Source organism: Bdellovibrio bacteriovorus (genome assembly GCF_048286975.1).
Classification (GTDB): Bacteria; Bdellovibrionota; Bdellovibrionia; order Bdellovibrionales; family Bdellovibrionaceae; genus Bdellovibrio; species Bdellovibrio bacteriovorus_H.
Genome location: NZ_JBLVRT010000002.1, coordinates 102,554 through 120,639 on the forward strand (window position 1 = coordinate 102,554; position 18,086 = coordinate 120,639).

Below are 18,086 nucleotides of genomic sequence, written 5' to 3' on the forward strand. Positions count from 1 at the left end.
CCGGGCACCGATAAGAACTAAGATGTTTAAAGGCACGTATTTCCTAAAGAAATTATCATATTTAAGATCCGCCTCATTGCAGGCCGGATTTTTATTTTTTGTTATGTTTCTTTCAGCGTGCACGGCGGAACTCGAGATTTCTGACATCCAATCTTCAATGCCGCTCTTCACGCAAAAACCCACGGCGTTTTCTTCCTCCACTTCAGCAACCTTTCATTTCAAAGCTGCCAACAGTGTGATCAAGTCCTACAAATGTTCTTTGGATCAAAGTGATTGGTATGATTGCACCAGTCCCCACACCTTGAGCGGTTTGGCACATGGTACACATGAATTCAAGGTGCAGTCGTTGGAGGCAGAAGGCACCCTTGCCGGGGAATCGTCCTTCCAATGGACCGTCGACACGGATCAGCCGACTTTGAATGTCACACAAACACCGACGGCCCTGAATAATTCAAGCACCGCCGTCTTTAACTTCGCAGCCGGCGATGCGACTTCACCGATTGCGGGTTATCAGTGCAAACACACCAGTGGCAGCCAGCCCACAGGAAACTTTGAAACCTGCAGTCCTCTGGTGCCGTTGGTGGGCCTGATTGAAGACGTGCACACCTATTCAATCAAGGCGGTGGATGAGGCCGGCAACCTTTCGGCTGAATACACCTACAGCTGGACAGTGGATTTGACGGCACCGGCAGTGCAAATCACGGCCAAGCCCGCGACAGCGACAACCAGCGACTCGGCCACTTTCAACTTTACCAACACCGAAATCGGCGGCGCTGTTTTTGATGGTTATCAGTGCAAGATAGACACTGAAGACTACGTCGATTGCGTGACGGGACAATCCTATCCATCCCTTTCGCAAGGGGCGCATAGTTTTTCAATCCGCGCCAAAGACACAGCCGGAAACACCAGCGTGCCCCTGACCTACAACTGGATCGTGGATTCAGGAGCGGTGACCCTGTCGGCCTTCACCATTGCCAACAATGCTCCAACCATTGGACTTGCTTACACAACAACGCAACTGACCGCTTCTTCGGCCTTTGCTGCCATCACCAGCATGAGGTTTTCAGAGCTGGCGGATTTCTCTGACGCCGCGTGGGTTCCGTATTCAGCCGCGGGGACAACCACTTTGAAAAATCCCGGCGGCTTCAAAACAATCCATGCCCAGGTCAGAAATGCTGCGGGAACAGTCAGCAACACACTAAGTGACTCGGTGACATTGGATTTGGGGAACCCTCCGTTGGTTTACCTCACGTCCCCTGTCGGCGGTCAAACTTATGCACCTGGTGCCACCATCAACATCGAGTGGTCCTGCAGTCCGGGGGCCGGGCCGATTCCTCTGGCGGCAAACCCGATCAGCTTGATCGAATACACCGTGGATGACGGCATCAGCTATCACACCATTGCAACAAATCGCCCGAACAACCTCAGCGCCACCACCGGAAATCATTCTTGGGTGGTGCCATCGCTGACCCCGGCGGGCCAGACCATCAGCGCCACGACCCCGTTAAAGTTTCTGATTTCCTGCGTATCGGATGCCGGAGTCGTCACCAGTGCTATTTCAAATGCAGTGAATTCGCAGTGGACCGTTCTAATAGGTGAACCCGGAAACCTAAGCAACGGCGTGCATATGAACGCCGCAGACCTGACGGCCAATGCCACAACGGGAATGTACGGTTTTTTTGCGGATTCCTTAAATCGAATTTATTACACCAAGTTCAACAGTATTTCGACAGTGAATTCGGAAACCGGTTTGGTTTCAACTTGGCTGGGGGAACCCTTCAACCCGCTTTGCGATATTGGAAGTGGAAAATTCACAAGCCCCATGATTCTGGATATCAACGAATCCGATGAAATGCTGGTTCTAAGCCTGCCGTGTTCCCAGTTGGCACGCATTCGTATTTCCGACAAAACAGTTCTGTGGAGCAAAACCCTTCCCACAATCACCATCAACAGCAATGTCCTGAACAAAGAACAGGCTTCCAGCATCCGATACGTAAAAACAGGGCATCTGTTCTATTTCTCAAATGAAGCGTTCTGGATGGTGGACGTAAACTCAACCGCGAAAAATCCAGTACTGGTCATGGGCACTCCGGGCACCTGCGGAACCATGGGGGCTGTTGATACCATGGCGGATGTTTCTCCGATCCCCTGCCCAACCTCAGACTTGTACCTGACACTTGTCAGACCGGACCTGAACAAAATCTGGATTCAAATCAACGGTTCAACTTTTGAACTGCAACAACAAGGCACCTACGGAAAGTACAAGATCGCCCAGGTGGGGATGACCACCGGCACCTGGAACACCTTCTTCAATCGCTGCACTCAAGTTTCAGGATTGCCAGGGAAGCTTTATTGCCTGCGCGCTCAGTATGAGGGCAACAAGATCGCTTACTTCGACCTGGCGACAGAAACCTGGTCCGCAAGCTTCAATCTGGACAAGCACTATAAAAACATGTCGACCATCTTTTACATGGGCGCCGCCAAAGACTTTATCTATGCTTTTTCCACCACCACCAACGAGCTATTCAAAGTCGTGGATGACAGTGGCTCGTTCACCAGCACGATGGTGGCCGGAGTCCCGTTCTTCACCTTTGGCAACGGCACAGATCCTTCCAAAACGGCGTTCACACAAATTTCCAGCATCGCCTATGAGCCGGCTTCGCAATATCTGTATGTGCGCGGTCCGCGCCATCTAAGACGTCTGCACGTCAACACGACTGTGCCCGGCTCTGAGACCATCGATCACATCGCCACGGGCTACCATGCCTCTGCAGGCAACAGTTCTGCCTATGCTTCGCTGACTATTTCAGGTACGGGCATTGCCGCTTTCTCGCAAATCGCAGGCACTCCGGCCAATCTGTGGAGTTCTTATGGCATGAGCACCTGGGATGCGAGCACTTTGGAATACAGCCTGACTGTCGGGCCTTATTATTATCAGGCCACCTCTGCGGCCAGTGCCTACCCCGCGGTGGACGTCGGGCAATTCAACACCATGAACACCGGCTATAACCTGCATTCATACCGCAAGATCGCAACGTTCCTTCCCAACAACAAACTGTATTTCTATGGCTCCTCAGGCCTGCTCGACGAAGCCAATCTTTGGATCTTTGAATCCGACAAAGACACCGGGAAAATCACGCCTGTGGTTGGTGGCGCGGGGGCGGCAAACTATGTGGGAACTGATCATGGCCAGAATGCCTGGGGGGCATACTTAAGCGATATCTCTGGCCTGCAAGCCAATGCCGACGGTGATCTTTTGATCTTTGACGGCTGGAGATTGCGTAAAGTCACCATTGCCACCGAATCCGGCAGCCCTAAAATTTACGATGTCACCAACTTCGCGGCTTTGCCGAACATGCCCACCATCGCCTCTTGGACCCACGCCGTTCACGACAATGCCACGGGCTGGAGCTATTTCGTCACTCAAACCGAAGGCACCACTCAAGGCCAAGTGTGGGCCGCACATCCGGATGAAGGCTTTGTGCAGATTCCGACCGCGGGCTGGGTTTTGCCATCTCGTCTAACCACATTCCGCCCTATCACTCTGCAAGTGACTCCACTGGGGTTGCTGCTGCTGGATACCACTAAAAAGCGAATTCTTAAAACCGCTCTTTTCCCGACACCTCTGTAATACTCGTGTCTCAATTTAATAAGTTCACTCTAAAACATAAATTAATTTAGTTTATTTCCGATAAGAACAGTCGGAGGACTTTATGGAGCAGAAGCGCAAGCCCCCCACATTGTTCTGGCCAGAAATCAACGATCGCATTGACGCCGAAGCCCTGGTCCGCCGTGCCGTCGGCATCTGCATCTTTATCGCTGCTATGGGTATCACCCTAAGCCTTTTATACAAGTACCAAGTCATTGATATACCTATGGCCAAAGACGCCTGGGGCAGTGCCTTGATTTACGGAGTCTTGGCTTACTTTATCTCGGAGCACTCCAAAGCGGCCGGCTGGATGGCCCTGATTGTTTATCTGGGCGATCGTGTATACACCATCAAGTACACGGGTGTCGGCGGCCTGGCGATCGCCGTCATCTTCACCTGCAGCTTCATTGCCTGCATCCGCGCGCTGGATTATCTTAAGAAGAATCCGACGGACAAACCCGAACAAGAAAACATCCCGAAAGCGAGCTAAAGGACATCCATGCAAACCACCGAAGTCACCCTTGAAAGAGCCGTTAAAATTCTTGTCAGTTGGTCGTGGAGAATGATGGTTCTGATGCTGCCGGTGATGATCATCACCGGTGTTCTGATGTTCTTCATTATGCCCACCCCAGAACCCGGCGCCACGCCGGAAGAAATTCAAAAGAACATGCCCTTGGGTCCGTTCTTTATCATGTGGTTCCTGATGATGTTTGGTGGGATCCTTGCCCATGCCATTTCCATCCAATGGCTGATGAAAGTGCGCTGGTCGGACTTTCATTTGGTGGCAGTAGAGTCTTCCCGAAAAACAGAATAGACAAGGGAAGTCTCTCACTGCAACCAACTACTATAACAAGGTGCCTTACTTCTTTTGTTTTTTGGGAGCAGGTCCTGCTTTCATCATCTTTTCACACTCCCCATGTGCCATCTTGGCTTTGCACTCTTCCATTGTTTGGTGGCCGCACATCTTTTCATCATTATGCATTTTCATACACTGACTCATCATCTCATGCATATCCATCATCCCGGAACCTTTTGCCTTCATAGGCATCCCCTTTTCTTCAGGATGATGCTCCTTATGCTGCTGATCAGCCGCAATAGAGGTTTCAAAACTCAGGCAGGCCAAAACAACAATAAAGCTTCCTATAAACGCTTTCATATGATGATCCTTTCAAATTAGGTTATGAACTTTTGTTTTCAGATGAAATTCCTAATGATCTGGCATTAACGGCAACAATAACAGTACTCACCGACATAAGCACTGCCCCCACCGCCGGATTCAGAACGACTCCCATTTTATAAAGAGCACCTGCTGCCAAAGGAATCGCGATAATATTGTATCCCGTGGCCCACCACAGGTTCTGAATCATCTTCCTGTAGGTTGCCTTGGCCAAAGTGATAATCGCGACGATATCCTTTGGATTGCTTTTAACCAGAATGATGTCCGCCGTCTCTATAGCAACGTCAGTTCCAGCACCCACCGCAATTCCAATATCCGCTTGTGCCAACGCCGGAGCATCGTTGACGCCATCTCCGGTCATTGCCACAATCAGCCCCCGCTTCTGAACCTCGGAAATCTTTTCAGACTTCTGATGAGGCAAAACCTCCGCAAAGTATTCGTCAAGACCAATCTCGTCGGCGACCCACTTGGCAACCAGTCGGCTGTCACCAGTCAGCATCATACACTTTATGCCCTGATTCCGAAGAATACCAATCGCCTCCTTCGACTCAGATCTGATTATGTCAGCCAATGCGATCGCTCCGATCAGCTCTTTATTGCATATAACAAAGATGACAGTCTTTCCCTGCACAGAAAGTTGGTCTAGATCCTTTTGAGCTGACTTTGGAATCTGCATCTGATTTTCGCGAAGATACCCAGGACTCACCACAAGAATATTTTTCCCGTCAACATCTCCCATGGCCCCCTTGCCCGGAACCGCCCTGAAGGAAGACACTGGCCGGGTGCCGTCCACCGCAGCAACAATCCCTTTGGCGATGGGGTGTTCAGAATGGGCCTCAATCGCCGCCGCAAAAGAAAGCACCTCGCCTTTTGAAAACTTCTCTCCAAATGAAATTATATCTGTAACTCCAAATCGCCCTTCGGTGAGTGTTCCCGTTTTATCAAAGACTATGGCGTTCACATTGCGCGACCGTTCAAATGCCGCCCGATCCCTGATCAGCAAACCGCTTGTCGCAGCAATGGATGTCGACGCTGCCACGACTAAAGGGACCGCCAAACCCAAAGCATGAGGGCATGCAATCACCATCACGGTGACCGCCCGTTCGATTGCGAATGCCAAGCTTTGATCTGATAAAGCCAACCAAGCCACCAATGTCAGCACCCCACCCACCAACGCGACAAAAGTCAAAACAGACGCCGCCCTGTTGGCCAGATCCTGCGTCTTTGACTTGCTTTCCTGGGCTTGCCGAACAAGTTCAATGACCTGATTAAGGTATGAATCGGCCCCGGCCTTATGGATCCGAAGCGTCAGCGAGCCTTCCCCATTGATGGCCCCACCAATAACCTCATCACCTTCCTCTTTGGGAACCGGCTTGGATTCGCCTGTCAGAGCGGATTCATCCACCGATGATATTCCGTCCACCACAATGCCGTCGGAGGGTATTTTTTCACCGGGCTTCACCAAAATGAGATCGCCCGGAACCAACTCCTCTATCGGCACCTCCAGAGTCGATCCATCTTTCACGACCTTATGAGCACTTGAAGGCATCAACTTTGCCAATTCTTCCAAAGATCTGGAGGCACCCAAGATGGATTTCATCTCAATCCAATGCCCGAGCAGCATGATATCAATCAGAGTCGCCAATTCCCAAAAGAACTCCATTCCCGCCAGTCCCAGAACGACTGCGGTCGAGTACACATAGGCCGTACTAATAGCAATAGCAATCAGGGTCATCATCCCCGCAGCTCTTGCCTTTAGTTCACTGATAAATCCTTTTAAAAACGGATACCCACCATAGAAAAAGACAACAGACGAAAGAGCCCAGCTGACGTACAAATCCCCACGAAACCGAAGCGCACCACCAAGCCCCGCGAAATGTTGTATCATTGGAGAAAGAACTAGAATTGGGAGAGTTAAAAAAAGACAAATCCAGAATCTGATACGAAAATCATCAACCATTTCCGAATGGGAATCATGACTGTGAGCTGGTACAGAAGACCTCCGGGAAGAACTCATCTTTTCCCCGGAATTAGTCTGCTCGCGCATGACAGAATGGTGGTCGTGATGATGCTCCATCATAGAAATGCCCCTAAGAAATAGTTCCTCACAGGCCGCCACAGCGCAATCTGTTAGTTAGCAGGTCAGCGAAAGACTTTAATCTTTCGCCCCTCGATCAATCCACCAGCGGATGACATTGATTTGTTCAGCGGTCAAAGGAGCATACCCGTCACTCAACGGCGGCATCCCTTTGGAGTCTTCTCTGATTAGAGAGATAATCAAACCCGACTCCTCTGAGTTGAAAGGAATGACCAGCTCCAACGGAGAATCCAACAGAGATTCTTTATCCAAAGGAACGCGCTTGCCGGACCCGGAAGGATTATGACAATCAACGCAGGACCGTTGAAAGACATAGCGGTCAATTGACTCAAAGGTCGGCTCGATTGGCAATGGTTCTGGCCGTGGAACTGAGTAGTCCACCTCAGACTTTGAATTCTCGCCCCCACGATCACTTTCAGCAGGACGGTTGCAGCCTAACAGCACAGCACTCACCAGCAAAGCACAGAAAAAGCCAATCATAGCCCTCAACACCTTTAGTTAACAAATTCAGCTGCGACAAAAGACCCATCAAGAGTCAGATATACCAGCAAATTTTCCGCTGACAGATCTGATGTCATTTTCCCCACAACGACCTCCTGTCCATTCCAGGTTCCTTTTTTGATCTCAAAGGACTTAAGGCCTTTGTCAAAAAGAGCGACCCGGGCATCGTTGGTGTTCTCAAGCACATAGTGAAGCGCATTCTCACTCAATGAAACCGCATCTTTGACAGACCAGCCGTAGTCAGGCCCAGCCACGCCACCAGGAATTGCTTTGTAAGACAACGGTTTGCCATCATCATCGAAAGAAATTTCAAGCTGCAATGGAGCTCCCTGCGTCGGTGGTGTCTGACTTACAACAACCATGTAGTAAACGGGCGCACTATTCACGACCACAACCTCCATTTTATCAAGGCGGCCCATAAACGAGGCATCAATCTTCCCCAGTGTCACAAGGCGATCAATTCGATGCGCGGCCAACTCCGCCACTTTCGCATTACTGACCCCTGGCCCATTCTCATGAGCAACTACATCAAGTGACAGGAAGGACATCAAACAAACAAAAAAAATCTTCTTCATATAAACTCCTTTAACAATTGAATAAAAACTATGGATAAGCACTGCACTGATTCGATCTGAAAGAAAGTGGATCCAGGGCCATCCTTCCGTACTCCACGCCCAGACTTCTCATTTTTTCCTTGGGCACTTTCGCGGAAGACAAAATATCTGAAACAATATCATGCAACATATGGTTGTTATCAAATGAGGCAGAAATCAGCGGGAACTGAGCAAAGAATGTCGGGGCCTCTTTGCGTGTCTCTGGCATCATGTCAAACTCAGCAGAATCCGGCAGGTCGCTGATGAGATTCCAGAACTCATCAACCGTCTGACCGACCGCCAGATCTCTCTGTTGCTTTGTCGGCTTCATCAAGGCCTCATACAGTCGGATCTGGAACCAGTGATAAGACCAGATCAGCAAGTTGAAACTTGGATAAGTCCTTCTGAAGTCTTTTGAAAAGTAGTGCCCGTCCATAAAGAGCATTGTTTTGCACACGTCTGTGATAGCCAAGTACTGATTCGCTTTGTATTGACTGAAGATCTCGTGAACCCGTTTATTCATTGCCGGCCCGCGATCCTCAGAGGTTGCCAGGACGTCCAGAACGAACTGGTGAAGCATGTGAGACCAGTCAAAGGCATTCACCATCAGAGGAAAGGTAAAGACATATTCTGGCGCAATATCGTCTTCATCAACCTTCACTTTCGGGGGATTTTTAAGAATCTCGGTAATATCACGCAGGATCTGCCGCTCAAATTCTTTGGGATTTTTAATCTGTCCTTTGTTATGCAAAAGTCTTTCGTAAACAAGAGCATGACCATAATCAAAAGCATAAAGAAGTTGTTGTGCTTCAGGATACAGCTGTCCGAACTTGTAGGCCTCTTTTGGCAGAGGGAACCAAGACGGGGCCGCCAGAGAAGATGAACCAAAAACAAAAACTAGCGCAAGGAAACATACATGTTTCATTTTTCACCTCTGTCCACCAAGACCAGGTGGTATTCATTCCAACGATAACGAATTTTTGCCTCTGTCGGCAGCATGATGGTGGGGTCCCTGATTTCAAAGTACAAATACGTGTCCCAACTTTCCTCTTTCCCACCAATCTGTGGCCAGCCAGCTCTTTTTGGACCTTGGCAGGCATAGTCATTGGCGACCAGATAAACCCTGACCACGAACTCGGGGAACAACGGGGAAGGGTTTTGATTGCTGAATCGATTGTCCTGCCCGTCTATGAATACACAGGTCAGTGGCAACTTTTCACCGTTGATTTCTAGGAAGGAACCATCTTTAAACAAAACACGATCCCAGAACATTCTATAGAAAAACCGTTCATTCAGACCGACATGATGATCCGAGACCATTGGCAGATCATAGACCGGTTTATCAAAGTCAAAATGATATTTAATAGAGCTCTGAACCCCCGGGAAAGGAATGGAAAACTCTCCGACAGATCTGATCCGCAAAGTCATGGCCCGGTAGTCTGTGGATTCTGGAACCCTGACACTGCTGCCCGCCTTATGACTCCCATGTGCGGCCAGAGACGCCAGCACAAATGAACTGATCAACAGAAATATCGCATAAATCTTCTTCAAGCTTCCCCCTTTTGTAACAAGGCCATGGTGCTATACCCGTAGGGGGTATCAAGTCAACAGTCCGATTTGTTACAAAAAACAATCTCCCTTAAGCTTTCACCAACAATGACGCATTGCTATTTCTCTCGATTTTCTATACCCGCCTGGGGTATCTAGATTTGAACAACCAAGAAACCTATGGAGATGCGTATGACAAAGTTAATTTTTTCTTTGGCGATTCTGTTCAGCACAAGTCAGGCCATGGCCCACGGACAATCCGAAGAGAGATTCTCAATCGAACCCGAAATTCAGGGACCTCTGACTGCAGGGAAGATTTCATTTCCATTTAAAATATTTGATGCCAAGGCAGCCAGAACTGTGGGCGACACTGATCTGGATGAAACTCACACAAAAAAACTTCATATGATCGTATATGACCAGGCTTTGCAGGAGTTCAACCACACTCATCCCACATTTGACGGAACAACGTGGAACTCCACACTGGAACTGCCTAAAAATGGCACCTACTTCATCTGGGCCCAAGGGCAACTGAATGATGGCACCGAATTTTCAACTTTCACAAAAGCACAAACTCAAGGTGGCACACCGGAAAATCCGACAAAACCCCTGGGCGACGTCAGAAAGTCTGCCCATGACGGTACAGTCGTAGAGCTTGCAAAAAATCAGGTCAAAGCGGGCAAAATGACAATGCTGAATTTTGTCGTTTCAAGACAGGATGGTTTGACTCCTGAAATCTCGCCTTACCTTGGCGCATTCGCCCATGTCATTGCCGTATCACCAGACGGTGATGAACTAATTCACGTTCATCCAATGGAAGGATCCCGTCCAAACTCAGGCATGCTTCACGCCACATTCCCAACCCATGGTGACTATAGAATCTGGATTCAGCTTATAGACAGAGGGACACTTAAAACAATCCCGCTGTCCGTCACTGTCATTAAATAGCAATAAAAAGGGCGCCTGTTGGCGCCCCTTTTTTATTTTATTGCAGGTCTTATCATTTAGATTCAACACCCTGATCATCAACCTATCGTTTAATTAAAAGCATGATTTCATTGATTTTGGTCGTCACATCTTTTTCATTTCGAGATTTAATTGCGGTTTGCACACAACCATGAATGTGTGTTTGCATGATCTCGGCCTCTACAGCTTGCAATGCCTTTGATGCAGCTCTGAGTTGTATCAATATATCAGGACAATAACGTCGTTCATCTATCATTTTGATGATACCGTCGATTTGACCTCTAACCTTTGTCAGACGTCGCTTTCCTGAGCTATGATCCATTCCTTCAGTTGTCTTGGCCATAAACACCTCTTTGCTGTAAATTGCACGGACCATACTTCAAAAAAGCACGTGATAGCAAGCAGGTTCAGCTTTTAAGTCTCCGTCTACAAGAAATCTATTGGCAGGATCTGTTCATATCAAGACAATCACTCACACACTGTCCAAACTGCTCATCTGCAGCACCATACTGAACCAACAAATCACAGTGATTTGCACAGGTCATTTGTTCGTCGATTGAATAAGAAATCTCAGCAAGACATTTGTTATATTCAGCCTGGCGATATTCTTCAGTTACCTCGGGAATACTCAGTATCAATTCACAATCAGCCTTTGTCAGATTTGCAGCAGAGGAGATTTGTGCGAAAAGAATGGCAGAAACAACGATCACTGTTTTCATAATAATCCTTTTTTTTAAAAATGTAGGCCATCCTGTAACTGCTTTTACATCTCGCCACAAATACAATTCTATTTATAGTAAAAACGAAAGGAAAATTGCCGAACAGCAACGGAAGCGAGATCCACTCTTAAAGAACGTATTTTAACGTTGGAATTAATAAAACACTGAGAATAATCAGAAGATAACCGACGAAATATCTGTGCTTTTCCCGAGGAAGCATTCTCTGAGGTCCCCATTCAATCAGAAGTCGACTTCTAAGCTTTGAATTTACTTTTGCGGAGATCACAAACCAGCCGCCGAGAAAGAGCAGTAGAGCCGGAACGAATCCTTCTAACCCAAAATACGGAATGAATAATGCCGGTATGCCAAAAATAACTGGCATACCCAAAAACCAAGCTTGAACTTTAGCTTCTTTTTCAAAGTTGACCATATTGTGCAGCTCCCCTACGCGGGTTATCGACTTTATGTGCGTATAGGGGGCTAACTTGCTCCTCCAAATGCTCTTTCAACTTGTCCTTATAGGCCCAGGCAACAATGAATACTCCTGCGGCAATCAACAGAATCAGAGCAAAGATGACCTTAACAATTTGAGGTTGTACCGGACAATCCATGCGATCTTTTAGCAAAGTTCGGACTTCACTTTCTAATGGAGCAAATTCCAATACTTGGTTCCGGAATCTTTGATATTGGGATGGCATCAACGGCACCCACATTGATACAACAATCCCTTTTCGACGTAGCACCAGACGATCGCCTTTTATAGCGACAGACCGAATATCGTCCCACTTTACAAAATCATTTCGAAATTTTACTCCGGCAATTCCCGCCGCGGGCATATCCAATAAGTACTTGGGAACCATCGTCATATGATTGAGGATATCGACCTGTTTAGAACATTCCCAACCAAGTTTCAGTCAATGGACCATTCTGAGATCGGAAAGGGGCTTAAAACGCAAAAACCCGCTGTTAAGCGGGTTTAAAGTTGGAGGTGACGAGCGGATTTGAACCGCTGTAGCAGCTTTTGCAGAGCTGAGCCTAACCCCTCGGCCACATCACCATGTGCATTTTCTTATGCGAAGGAAGGACCAAATTAATCCTTCCCCCCGTTTAAGTCAATATTTATCCCCCAAGTCGTTTTAAAGCTTCAAACGGAAGGTGGGTGATCTTTAAGGCTTCCTCAACATGAAGCGGATGAAGCTTTTCAGCCTTCATCAGGTCGGCCAAACTCCTCGCGACCCGGAGCGTCGCAAGCTCCCGGCGCCGAGAAGACAGCTCTTTTGGGAACAGCTCGCGCATATAAAACCCTGGCAGATCCTGGGTCAGATCTTCCCAACCCCAGCGGGCGGCCACCCTCAAAAACCGAGGATCTTTTCCGGCCATGGCGGCCCGAAATGCCCGAACCTCTTCCAGCTCTTTTAAAAGACTGATCCCGGCAACCGTCCCGCCCTCTTCCCGCTTGCGGGTGAAAAAGGTGATCTGAAAGCGATCCACCAAAGGCCCCGACAGGCGCTCCATATAAGAATGGCATTTCTTAATCGAACGCCCGCAGATGACCTTGGCCTGCGGCACCCAATCCCCGCAGGGACACAGGTTCGTGGTCGCGACCACCAGAGTGTCGGCCGGATGTTCTTCCACGTACCTTCCGCGACGAATGCGGATGCGGAAGTCTTCCATGGGTTCTCGCAACGCCTCTTGCGCGCGCGGGTTGAACTCCAACAATTCATCTAAAACCATCATCCCCTTATGAGCCCGGGTGATGTCGCCTTTAAACGGAGGCACTCCCCCGCCGATCAATCCCAAAGGCGAAGTCGAATGATGAGGATGCACCAGTGGACGCCACGACAAAGGCGCCTCGGCCCCGCCCTTGTTGTTTTGGCGGATTTCATGCATCTCTTTTTGCGTGGGAGCAGCCAGCAAGGCGTGCAGCGCTTTGGCGATCGTGCTTTTACCAGAACCCGCAGGGCCAGCCAGCAGCACGGAGTGCTCACCAATGGCGGCAAGTTTTAAAAGCTTTGCCTGACGGTCAGGAAACTCCAAATCAAGGCCAAACGACGGACGTTCAATCGGATATTCGCGCGGAGCATGAGCCACGATCTCTGGCGCCGTCACGGATTTTAATTCCCGCAAACAGGAACGCGCAAAAGGCGAAGAACGCCCATCACTGTCCCCGGTCCACACGGTCAATGGAACTTCAGGATCAAAGTCTTCATGCAGATCCCCCGGTTCAAACACCTCCCCTCCAAGGGAAAGTTCTCCATATACCAATGCTTCCCCATCCAAGGGCTTTGGAACTTGTTCTGTTTCCCACAAGATGCCCAAGGCCACCGCCAGCTCCAGCCCCCGCGAAGTTTTCTTTAAATGCGAAGGTCGCAGGTTCACCAAAATCTGCTGTGCTTTCGGGAATTCATAACCCTGATTGCGAATGGCGCTTTTGATTCGATGAATGCTTTCTTTGATCGCCTGATCCGGCAAGCCTAAGAATTGAATTTGCGGCAACCCCGGAACGAAGCTCAGCTCCACTTCCACAGGCACCAGACGGTCGTTGTTTCGAATAAGTGATTGGATTTTCATGACAGGGCCCAAAAGCAAGTTCAGGCCCGCTATAGAACAAATAAAAAAGGCCCCTCAGTGAGGAGCCTTTTCGAAAGCCGGACTATTTATCCGCATCCACCATCTGCGAAAGCGGATGGTGTTCTTCGATGGTTTTGGTCATCGTGTTGGTGGTGACGTTGGTGTAAATCTGCGTGGTCTGGATGCTAGCATGTCCCAGCAGCATCTGAATGGATCGCAGATCCGCTCCGCTTTCCAGCAAAGCCGTTGCACAACCATGACGGAATCGGTGCGGATTCACCGGCTCAGCAAAGCCTGCACGCGCCGACCACGCCGCCAGCCATCTCCACACATCCACGCGGGACGGACGATGACCACGGTCGTTGATCAAAATAGACGGGCTATTTTCTTTCACCAGAGCCATTCGGTGTTCTTTCAAATAAACTGTCAGATTTTCCGCCAGCTTTTCAGTCAAAGGCACCAGGCGTTCTTTATTGCCCTTACCCAAAACCTTGATCCAACGGTCCGTCTGATTGAAATCAACCACATTCAGACCGATCAGTTCAGACACACGGCAGCCCAAACCGTACAGGAACAACAGCGTCAGCTGGTTGCGCGCGGTTTTCACAGCATCCGGCACTTCTGCCGCATCAAAAAGTTGCTGAAACTCTTGCGGAGTCAGAACCTTTGGCAGGCCCACTTTCACTTTGGGTGGACGAAGCTCACGCAGCTCCGGGCATTTCATCCCGCGGGTTTCACAGAATTTGAAGTAAGTGCGCAAAGAAGAGATCACACGGGCCTGAGAGCGTGTGGAGAGCTTATTTTTCTTCATAAACTCATAAAAGCCCGGCACCGTTTTACCGGTTTTACGGTACTCAAGATAGAGTTCCAAATCGCGGCGATATGCCATCACCGTATTCTGGGAGCGTCCTCGTACATTTTGCAGTTCATCAAAGAAGTCGATCCAAAGAGGTAGTTCCATACCCTTATTAGACCCAGACTTTCATCCATACGCAAGAAAAAACCCCAGGTTTCCCCGGGGCTTGGTGATTCGTTTGTTTGGATTTGGTGAGGATCAGTAGAAGGAACCGAAGAATCTGCCAGAGCAAGCGTAGCCATTGACTCTGGTCACAGAAACTTTTGCGAACAGACGGGTTCCGGAAGTGAACAACTGACCGTTTTCGATCTTCACTTCGATGTTACCCACGTTGCTCAGCATTGCCGGCACATTCACATCGCCGCCAGCCAAGCCCATAGTTCCAGTCGTCAAAGTCTGCAAATTGTAAGTCCCTGCTGGCAAAACACAAGGAGTCAACTGAGCCCCCGTGATTGTATCCACATCCACCATCTGCTTGGTCACAACCATCTGACCCTGGATCGCGATAGGCCCCTGGTAGTTGTTGTAGTTGTTGCCGGAGGCATTTTGCTGAATCAGGTTCGCAGACACGATGATCTGCATGTTCTGCAAAATGATCTCTGGATTGCTTGTCGAAGACTGCGATTGGAAAGTCGTCAGCACAACCGGTGCTGTGATATTTCCACACGCTTGCGACAGACAGTTCAAACCCACATTGGTGTTCGTACCGCCGCCACCGCCTTTACCGCAGGCTGCTAAAGCCAGAACCATACCCAGCGCTGCGAAAGCTCGTGTGAACATCTTTGCTGGAAAACTTAAAGTTTTGTTGTTAAGTCCTTCCATTTTTTCTCTCCTGGTTAATTACCTTATTAATAATAATTATATTTAAAATTCTAAACTGCTTCAGCCTGCGCGCCCGAGGGCGCTTCGGCTCTGCCGGGCGCAGGCCCGATTACTTAAACGCTGCAGATTTCGCCAAGCCGGAGAATGTTCCAAGCTTTTTGAAGCCGTCTGCCGGGTAAAGGCTGGTCTTGTCAATCACTGCAGAAGCGCGGCAGTTGTATGGACCAGAGCGGATGTACCAGCATTTTCTGTATGGAGACTGTTGTACGTAGGACTGCGCGAAGTTCTTGTAGTATACAGAACCTGTTACATATCCGCCGCCTTGACCGTCACCTTGGTTCACTACGTTATCCACGATCAGGACAATGGCACCCTGAGCATCCTGGAAGTAAGCGCTGAAGACCGTCTTGCTGCCGTATTTGAACCAGTAGTTATAGTTGTACTCCAGCATGTTGTTGTCCTGCAGACCGCTCAGTTTCTGATTGGTACCAGAACCGGACTCAAAAACACCTTGATACTGGTAACCGGTATCCACATAAGAGATCTTCACAGAACCGGCATAACGGCCGCTCTCAAGCTTTTGCAAATCCACAGTCAACTTATAGTTGGATGGATTGTTCAGCGGGTGAGATGCCACATAGTTACTGAACTCAGTAAATGATGTCGGTACGAAATCAACCGTGTTGCTGCCAGAAGTGGATCCAGAAGAAGATGAACCAGAACCATCTGGGGAAGTTGGTACGCTGCCATCAACTCCGCCATCAACAACTGGAGGGTTGTTGGTGTTGGATCCAGTCTGGAACTGATTGCTCTTACCGCAACCAACGCCCATCAAAGAGAACGCTGCCAGCAGGAAGATCAGTTTAGAGTTGAATGTTTTCATATCAGCCTCACTTAAAAGGTCCGGTTGATTGATGGACCTCTCACCAAGACTCTATTGCGATGCTTGTGCCAACCCTGCCAAAAGGGTCTAACTCTATGATCTAACTGGGATTTTACAGCTAATCTCAGGGTGGTACAAACACCAGTAATCGTCTAATCCTTGAGGAAGGTGCGCAAAAGGGGCACCACTGTCACATCCTGAGCCGCCTAAAACTTCGACGAAAAAAGAAATATTTAAGATTTTCCCTCATCTTACCGAAATGGGATGTATCAATTTAAACAAGGAATTATAGATGACTGTTACAGCAACAAACGCATTGATCCTGGGCGCAGTATTCATGTTTGCAGCCCGCGTTTTCTTGGCATTCTAAGAATAGAACTTCCAAAAAAACTTTATCCGCGAACTCTTGAAATGGGCTTACAGGCCCTTTTTTTATTTCTGAACAGTCTCTTGCGCGACCAGCGTCGCATCACTCAAACCCGCCAATGGATAATAGTGTTTTAAAATCTGACGGAAGGAATAGCCCTTCTGCCCCAGAGCGCGGCTGCCCCACTGACAAAGTCCCACGCCATGACCAAACCCCCGGCCCTCGAACAGGAACCGATCCCCGGTTTTCTTCATATCGAACAAAGCACTGCGCAGATCCTGAAAACCCAGCGCCTGACGGAAGTCATTGGCTGAAATCACCTTGTCCGGCAGGCCATTGAAGGCCACACGCACAGACTTGATCCTTTGATCCGCCGGGTTTCTTTCAAGCTTCAGTTCACTGAAGTCCTCAACCTTCAAACGCTTTTGCAAATCCATTTTCGTCAGTGCCAACTTCCAGTGCCCCCGCGGGTTCGTGGGACAAGAGCTGTCCACCACCACACCTGTGTTCACACCATAGTTCCAGACATTCTTGGACGTCGTGGTTTTGCCACCGCAGTCGGAATGATAGAAGGCCTTCAGCACGCGGTCCTTATTTCCCAAAAGTTTGATTCCTTTGGTCGACTCCACGGCCTGCAAAGCTTTTTGAATCAACGGGCTTTGACGGTCTTCCGCCACCACATGACGAAACACCTGATCCAGCACACTGCTTTCCAGATGATAAGCTTTGTCTTTGCGTTCATTGATCACCGCCAGGGCATAGGATCTTGCCGCCACTGCCTGTGCCTTCAAGGTTTCCAGTGGCCAGGACAAGGGCATTTCGCTGGCAAGGACACCCGTGATATATTCATCCAGCGGCATCACGCCGATGACATCAATCTGTCTTTCAGAGTTCAAATTCAGCAAAACCCGGCCCGGCAGAGCCTGCGATCCGACTCGCAGATTGTGCCCCTGGATCATCAGGTACTTGTCGGTGAAAAGGTGTTCAGGGTCTTTGTTGTTGATACGAAGGGCCCAGATTTTTTTGGAGCCTTTGGAAAGAACTCGAACTTCCGCAGAAGAGGAATTGGGAATCGCCACCGGACGGAAATTCTGGGTCAGGTTCTGAAACTGCAAACCCGTCCCGCTAAAGGCAATTTTACCAGCCAACGAGCTTAAGCGCACACGCACGATCTCTTTGTCTTCCGCGCGGGCCTCTGAGGTGAAACTGACCAAACCAATGCTGAAGATCAACGCTGCAAAAACGAGCTTCACTGTTGTTACTCCATCCGTAGAGCAAAAAAATAGGGATAAAGCGTCTTGCTTTATCCCCTCTATTAAACCAACAGTGGTCCAGC

At 49.1% G+C, this 18,086-nt stretch carries 19 protein-coding genes and 1 tRNA gene; 4 read left to right on the forward strand and 16 right to left on the reverse strand.

The window, feature by feature from the left end:
• Nucleotides 1-103 precede the first annotated feature (103 nt).
• The 3 genes from ACNQKP_RS08820 (at nt 104) to ACNQKP_RS08830 (ending at nt 4,463) form a co-directional block, all read left to right on the forward strand.
• On the forward strand, nt 104-3,631 hold the full coding sequence (locus tag ACNQKP_RS08820) for a hemagglutinin (RefSeq protein WP_417864227.1): 3,528 nt from the start codon (nt 104-106) through the stop codon (nt 3,629-3,631).
• An 82-nt stretch (nt 3,632-3,713) separates the two neighbouring features.
• Nucleotides 3,714-4,139, forward strand: coding sequence for a hypothetical protein (locus ACNQKP_RS08825; RefSeq protein ID WP_417864229.1), 426 nt, complete (start codon nt 3,714-3,716; stop codon nt 4,137-4,139).
• Nucleotides 4,140-4,148: 9 nt separating this feature from the next.
• Complete coding sequence (locus ACNQKP_RS08830; protein ID WP_011164721.1) at nt 4,149-4,463, forward strand: hypothetical protein; 315 nt, start codon at nt 4,149-4,151, stop codon at nt 4,461-4,463.
• Between the two features lie 45 nt (nt 4,464-4,508).
• On the opposite strand, the gene ACNQKP_RS08835 is transcribed toward ACNQKP_RS08830, so the two are convergent.
• The 6 genes from ACNQKP_RS08835 to ACNQKP_RS08860 form a co-directional block, all read right to left on the reverse strand.
• The gene (locus tag ACNQKP_RS08835; RefSeq protein ID WP_374027291.1) at nt 4,509-4,805 is read right to left on the reverse strand and encodes a hypothetical protein; all 297 of its coding nucleotides are present in this window, start codon (nt 4,803-4,805) and stop codon (nt 4,509-4,511) included.
• A 22-nt stretch (nt 4,806-4,827) separates the two neighbouring features.
• A complete protein-coding gene (locus ACNQKP_RS08840; RefSeq protein WP_417864231.1) occupies nt 4,828-6,906 on the reverse strand; it encodes a copper-translocating P-type ATPase in 2,079 nt (692 codons plus the stop codon).
• Nucleotides 6,907-6,981: 75 nt separating this feature from the next.
• Nucleotides 6,982-7,404, reverse strand: a complete 423-nt coding sequence (locus ACNQKP_RS08845; RefSeq protein WP_417864233.1) for a hypothetical protein — start codon at nt 7,402-7,404, stop codon at nt 6,982-6,984.
• Between the two features lie 14 nt (nt 7,405-7,418).
• Nucleotides 7,419-8,000, reverse strand: coding sequence for a hypothetical protein (locus tag ACNQKP_RS08850; RefSeq protein WP_417864234.1), 582 nt, complete (start codon nt 7,998-8,000; stop codon nt 7,419-7,421).
• Between the two features lie 28 nt (nt 8,001-8,028).
• Nucleotides 8,029-8,943, reverse strand: a complete 915-nt coding sequence (locus tag ACNQKP_RS08855; protein ID WP_374030456.1) for a hypothetical protein — start codon at nt 8,941-8,943, stop codon at nt 8,029-8,031.
• Nucleotides 8,940-9,569, reverse strand: coding sequence for a hypothetical protein (locus tag ACNQKP_RS08860; protein WP_417864235.1), 630 nt, complete (start codon nt 9,567-9,569; stop codon nt 8,940-8,942). Before ACNQKP_RS08860 ends, ACNQKP_RS08855 begins: the two co-directional genes overlap by 4 nt.
• A gap of 189 nt (nt 9,570-9,758) precedes the next feature.
• On the opposite strand from ACNQKP_RS08860, the gene ACNQKP_RS08865 reads away from it, so the two are divergent.
• The gene (locus tag ACNQKP_RS08865; RefSeq protein ID WP_374030458.1) at nt 9,759-10,514 is read left to right on the forward strand and encodes a hypothetical protein; all 756 of its coding nucleotides are present in this window, start codon (nt 9,759-9,761) and stop codon (nt 10,512-10,514) included.
• An 82-nt stretch (nt 10,515-10,596) separates the two neighbouring features.
• Here the strand turns inward: ACNQKP_RS08865 and ACNQKP_RS08870 are convergent, their stop codons facing one another.
• The 10 genes from ACNQKP_RS08870 to ACNQKP_RS08915 form a co-directional block, all read right to left on the reverse strand.
• Nucleotides 10,597-10,875, reverse strand: coding sequence for a metal-sensitive transcriptional regulator (locus ACNQKP_RS08870; protein WP_417864237.1), 279 nt, complete (start codon nt 10,873-10,875; stop codon nt 10,597-10,599).
• Nucleotides 10,876-10,969: 94 nt separating this feature from the next.
• Nucleotides 10,970-11,251, reverse strand: a complete 282-nt coding sequence (locus tag ACNQKP_RS08875) for a hypothetical protein (protein ID WP_374030460.1) — start codon at nt 11,249-11,251, stop codon at nt 10,970-10,972.
• 127 nt (nt 11,252-11,378) lie between these two features.
• Nucleotides 11,379-11,681: a hypothetical protein gene (locus ACNQKP_RS08880; protein WP_038449577.1), complete on the reverse strand. Its 303-nt coding sequence runs from the start codon at nt 11,679-11,681 to the stop codon at nt 11,379-11,381.
• Nucleotides 11,668-12,117, reverse strand: a complete 450-nt coding sequence (locus ACNQKP_RS08885) for a hypothetical protein (protein WP_417864238.1) — start codon at nt 12,115-12,117, stop codon at nt 11,668-11,670. The genes ACNQKP_RS08880 and ACNQKP_RS08885 overlap by 14 nt, the downstream gene beginning before the upstream one ends.
• Before the next feature lie 117 nt (nt 12,118-12,234).
• Nucleotides 12,235-12,308: transfer RNA gene (locus tag ACNQKP_RS08890), tRNA-Cys, on the reverse strand.
• A gap of 62 nt (nt 12,309-12,370) precedes the next feature.
• Nucleotides 12,371-13,822 carry an ATP-binding protein gene (locus tag ACNQKP_RS08895; protein WP_417864239.1) on the reverse strand — a complete coding sequence of 484 codons (1,452 nt, stop codon included), beginning with the start codon at nt 13,820-13,822 and terminating at the stop codon, nt 12,371-12,373.
• A gap of 82 nt (nt 13,823-13,904) precedes the next feature.
• Nucleotides 13,905-14,783: a site-specific tyrosine recombinase gene (locus ACNQKP_RS08900; protein ID WP_011164726.1), complete on the reverse strand. Its 879-nt coding sequence runs from the start codon at nt 14,781-14,783 to the stop codon at nt 13,905-13,907.
• A 93-nt stretch (nt 14,784-14,876) separates the two neighbouring features.
• A complete protein-coding gene (locus ACNQKP_RS08905; protein WP_417864241.1) occupies nt 14,877-15,500 on the reverse strand; it encodes a hypothetical protein in 624 nt (207 codons plus the stop codon).
• 109 nt (nt 15,501-15,609) lie between these two features.
• Entirely contained in the window at nt 15,610-16,383 is a 774-nt protein-coding gene (locus ACNQKP_RS08910) for a hypothetical protein (RefSeq protein ID WP_417864242.1), read from the reverse strand.
• 432 nt (nt 16,384-16,815) lie between these two features.
• On the reverse strand, nt 16,816-18,003 hold the full coding sequence (locus ACNQKP_RS08915) for a SpoIID/LytB domain-containing protein (RefSeq protein ID WP_417864244.1): 1,188 nt from the start codon (nt 18,001-18,003) through the stop codon (nt 16,816-16,818).
• Nucleotides 18,004-18,086 lie beyond the last annotated feature (83 nt).

Excerpts from the sequence above, each read along its gene's own strand:
- ACNQKP_RS08820 (WP_417864227.1), top strand. The coding sequence starts at position 104 with ATGTTTCTTTCAGCGTGCACGGCGGAACTCGAGATTTCTGACATCCAA.
- ACNQKP_RS08840 (WP_417864231.1), bottom strand. The coding sequence starts at position 6,906 with ATGATGGAGCATCATCACGACCACCATTCTGTCATGCGCGAGCAGACT.
- ACNQKP_RS08865 (WP_374030458.1), top strand. The coding sequence starts at position 9,759 with ATGACAAAGTTAATTTTTTCTTTGGCGATTCTGTTCAGCACAAGTCAG.
- ACNQKP_RS08835 (WP_374027291.1), bottom strand. The coding sequence starts at position 4,805 with ATGAAAGCGTTTATAGGAAGCTTTATTGTTGTTTTGGCCTGCCTGAGT.
- ACNQKP_RS08855 (WP_374030456.1), bottom strand. The coding sequence starts at position 8,943 with ATGAAACATGTATGTTTCCTTGCGCTAGTTTTTGTTTTTGGTTCATCT.
- ACNQKP_RS08825 (WP_417864229.1), top strand. The coding sequence starts at position 3,714 with ATGGAGCAGAAGCGCAAGCCCCCCACATTGTTCTGGCCAGAAATCAAC.
- ACNQKP_RS08900 (WP_011164726.1), bottom strand. The coding sequence starts at position 14,783 with ATGGAACTACCTCTTTGGATCGACTTCTTTGATGAACTGCAAAATGTA.
- ACNQKP_RS08850 (WP_417864234.1), bottom strand. The coding sequence starts at position 8,000 with ATGAAGAAGATTTTTTTTGTTTGTTTGATGTCCTTCCTGTCACTTGAT.
- ACNQKP_RS08895 (WP_417864239.1), bottom strand. The coding sequence starts at position 13,822 with ATGAAAATCCAATCACTTATTCGAAACAACGACCGTCTGGTGCCTGTG.
- ACNQKP_RS08875 (WP_374030460.1), bottom strand. The coding sequence starts at position 11,251 with ATGAAAACAGTGATCGTTGTTTCTGCCATTCTTTTCGCACAAATCTCC.
- ACNQKP_RS08870 (WP_417864237.1), bottom strand. The coding sequence starts at position 10,875 with ATGGCCAAGACAACTGAAGGAATGGATCATAGCTCAGGAAAGCGACGT.
- ACNQKP_RS08905 (WP_417864241.1), bottom strand. The coding sequence starts at position 15,500 with ATGGAAGGACTTAACAACAAAACTTTAAGTTTTCCAGCAAAGATGTTC.
- ACNQKP_RS08845 (WP_417864233.1), bottom strand. The coding sequence starts at position 7,404 with ATGATTGGCTTTTTCTGTGCTTTGCTGGTGAGTGCTGTGCTGTTAGGC.
- ACNQKP_RS08880 (WP_038449577.1), bottom strand. The coding sequence starts at position 11,681 with ATGGTCAACTTTGAAAAAGAAGCTAAAGTTCAAGCTTGGTTTTTGGGT.
- ACNQKP_RS08885 (WP_417864238.1), bottom strand. The coding sequence starts at position 12,117 with ATGACGATGGTTCCCAAGTACTTATTGGATATGCCCGCGGCGGGAATT.
- ACNQKP_RS08910 (WP_417864242.1), bottom strand. The coding sequence starts at position 16,383 with ATGAAAACATTCAACTCTAAACTGATCTTCCTGCTGGCAGCGTTCTCT.
- ACNQKP_RS08830 (WP_011164721.1), top strand. The coding sequence starts at position 4,149 with ATGCAAACCACCGAAGTCACCCTTGAAAGAGCCGTTAAAATTCTTGTC.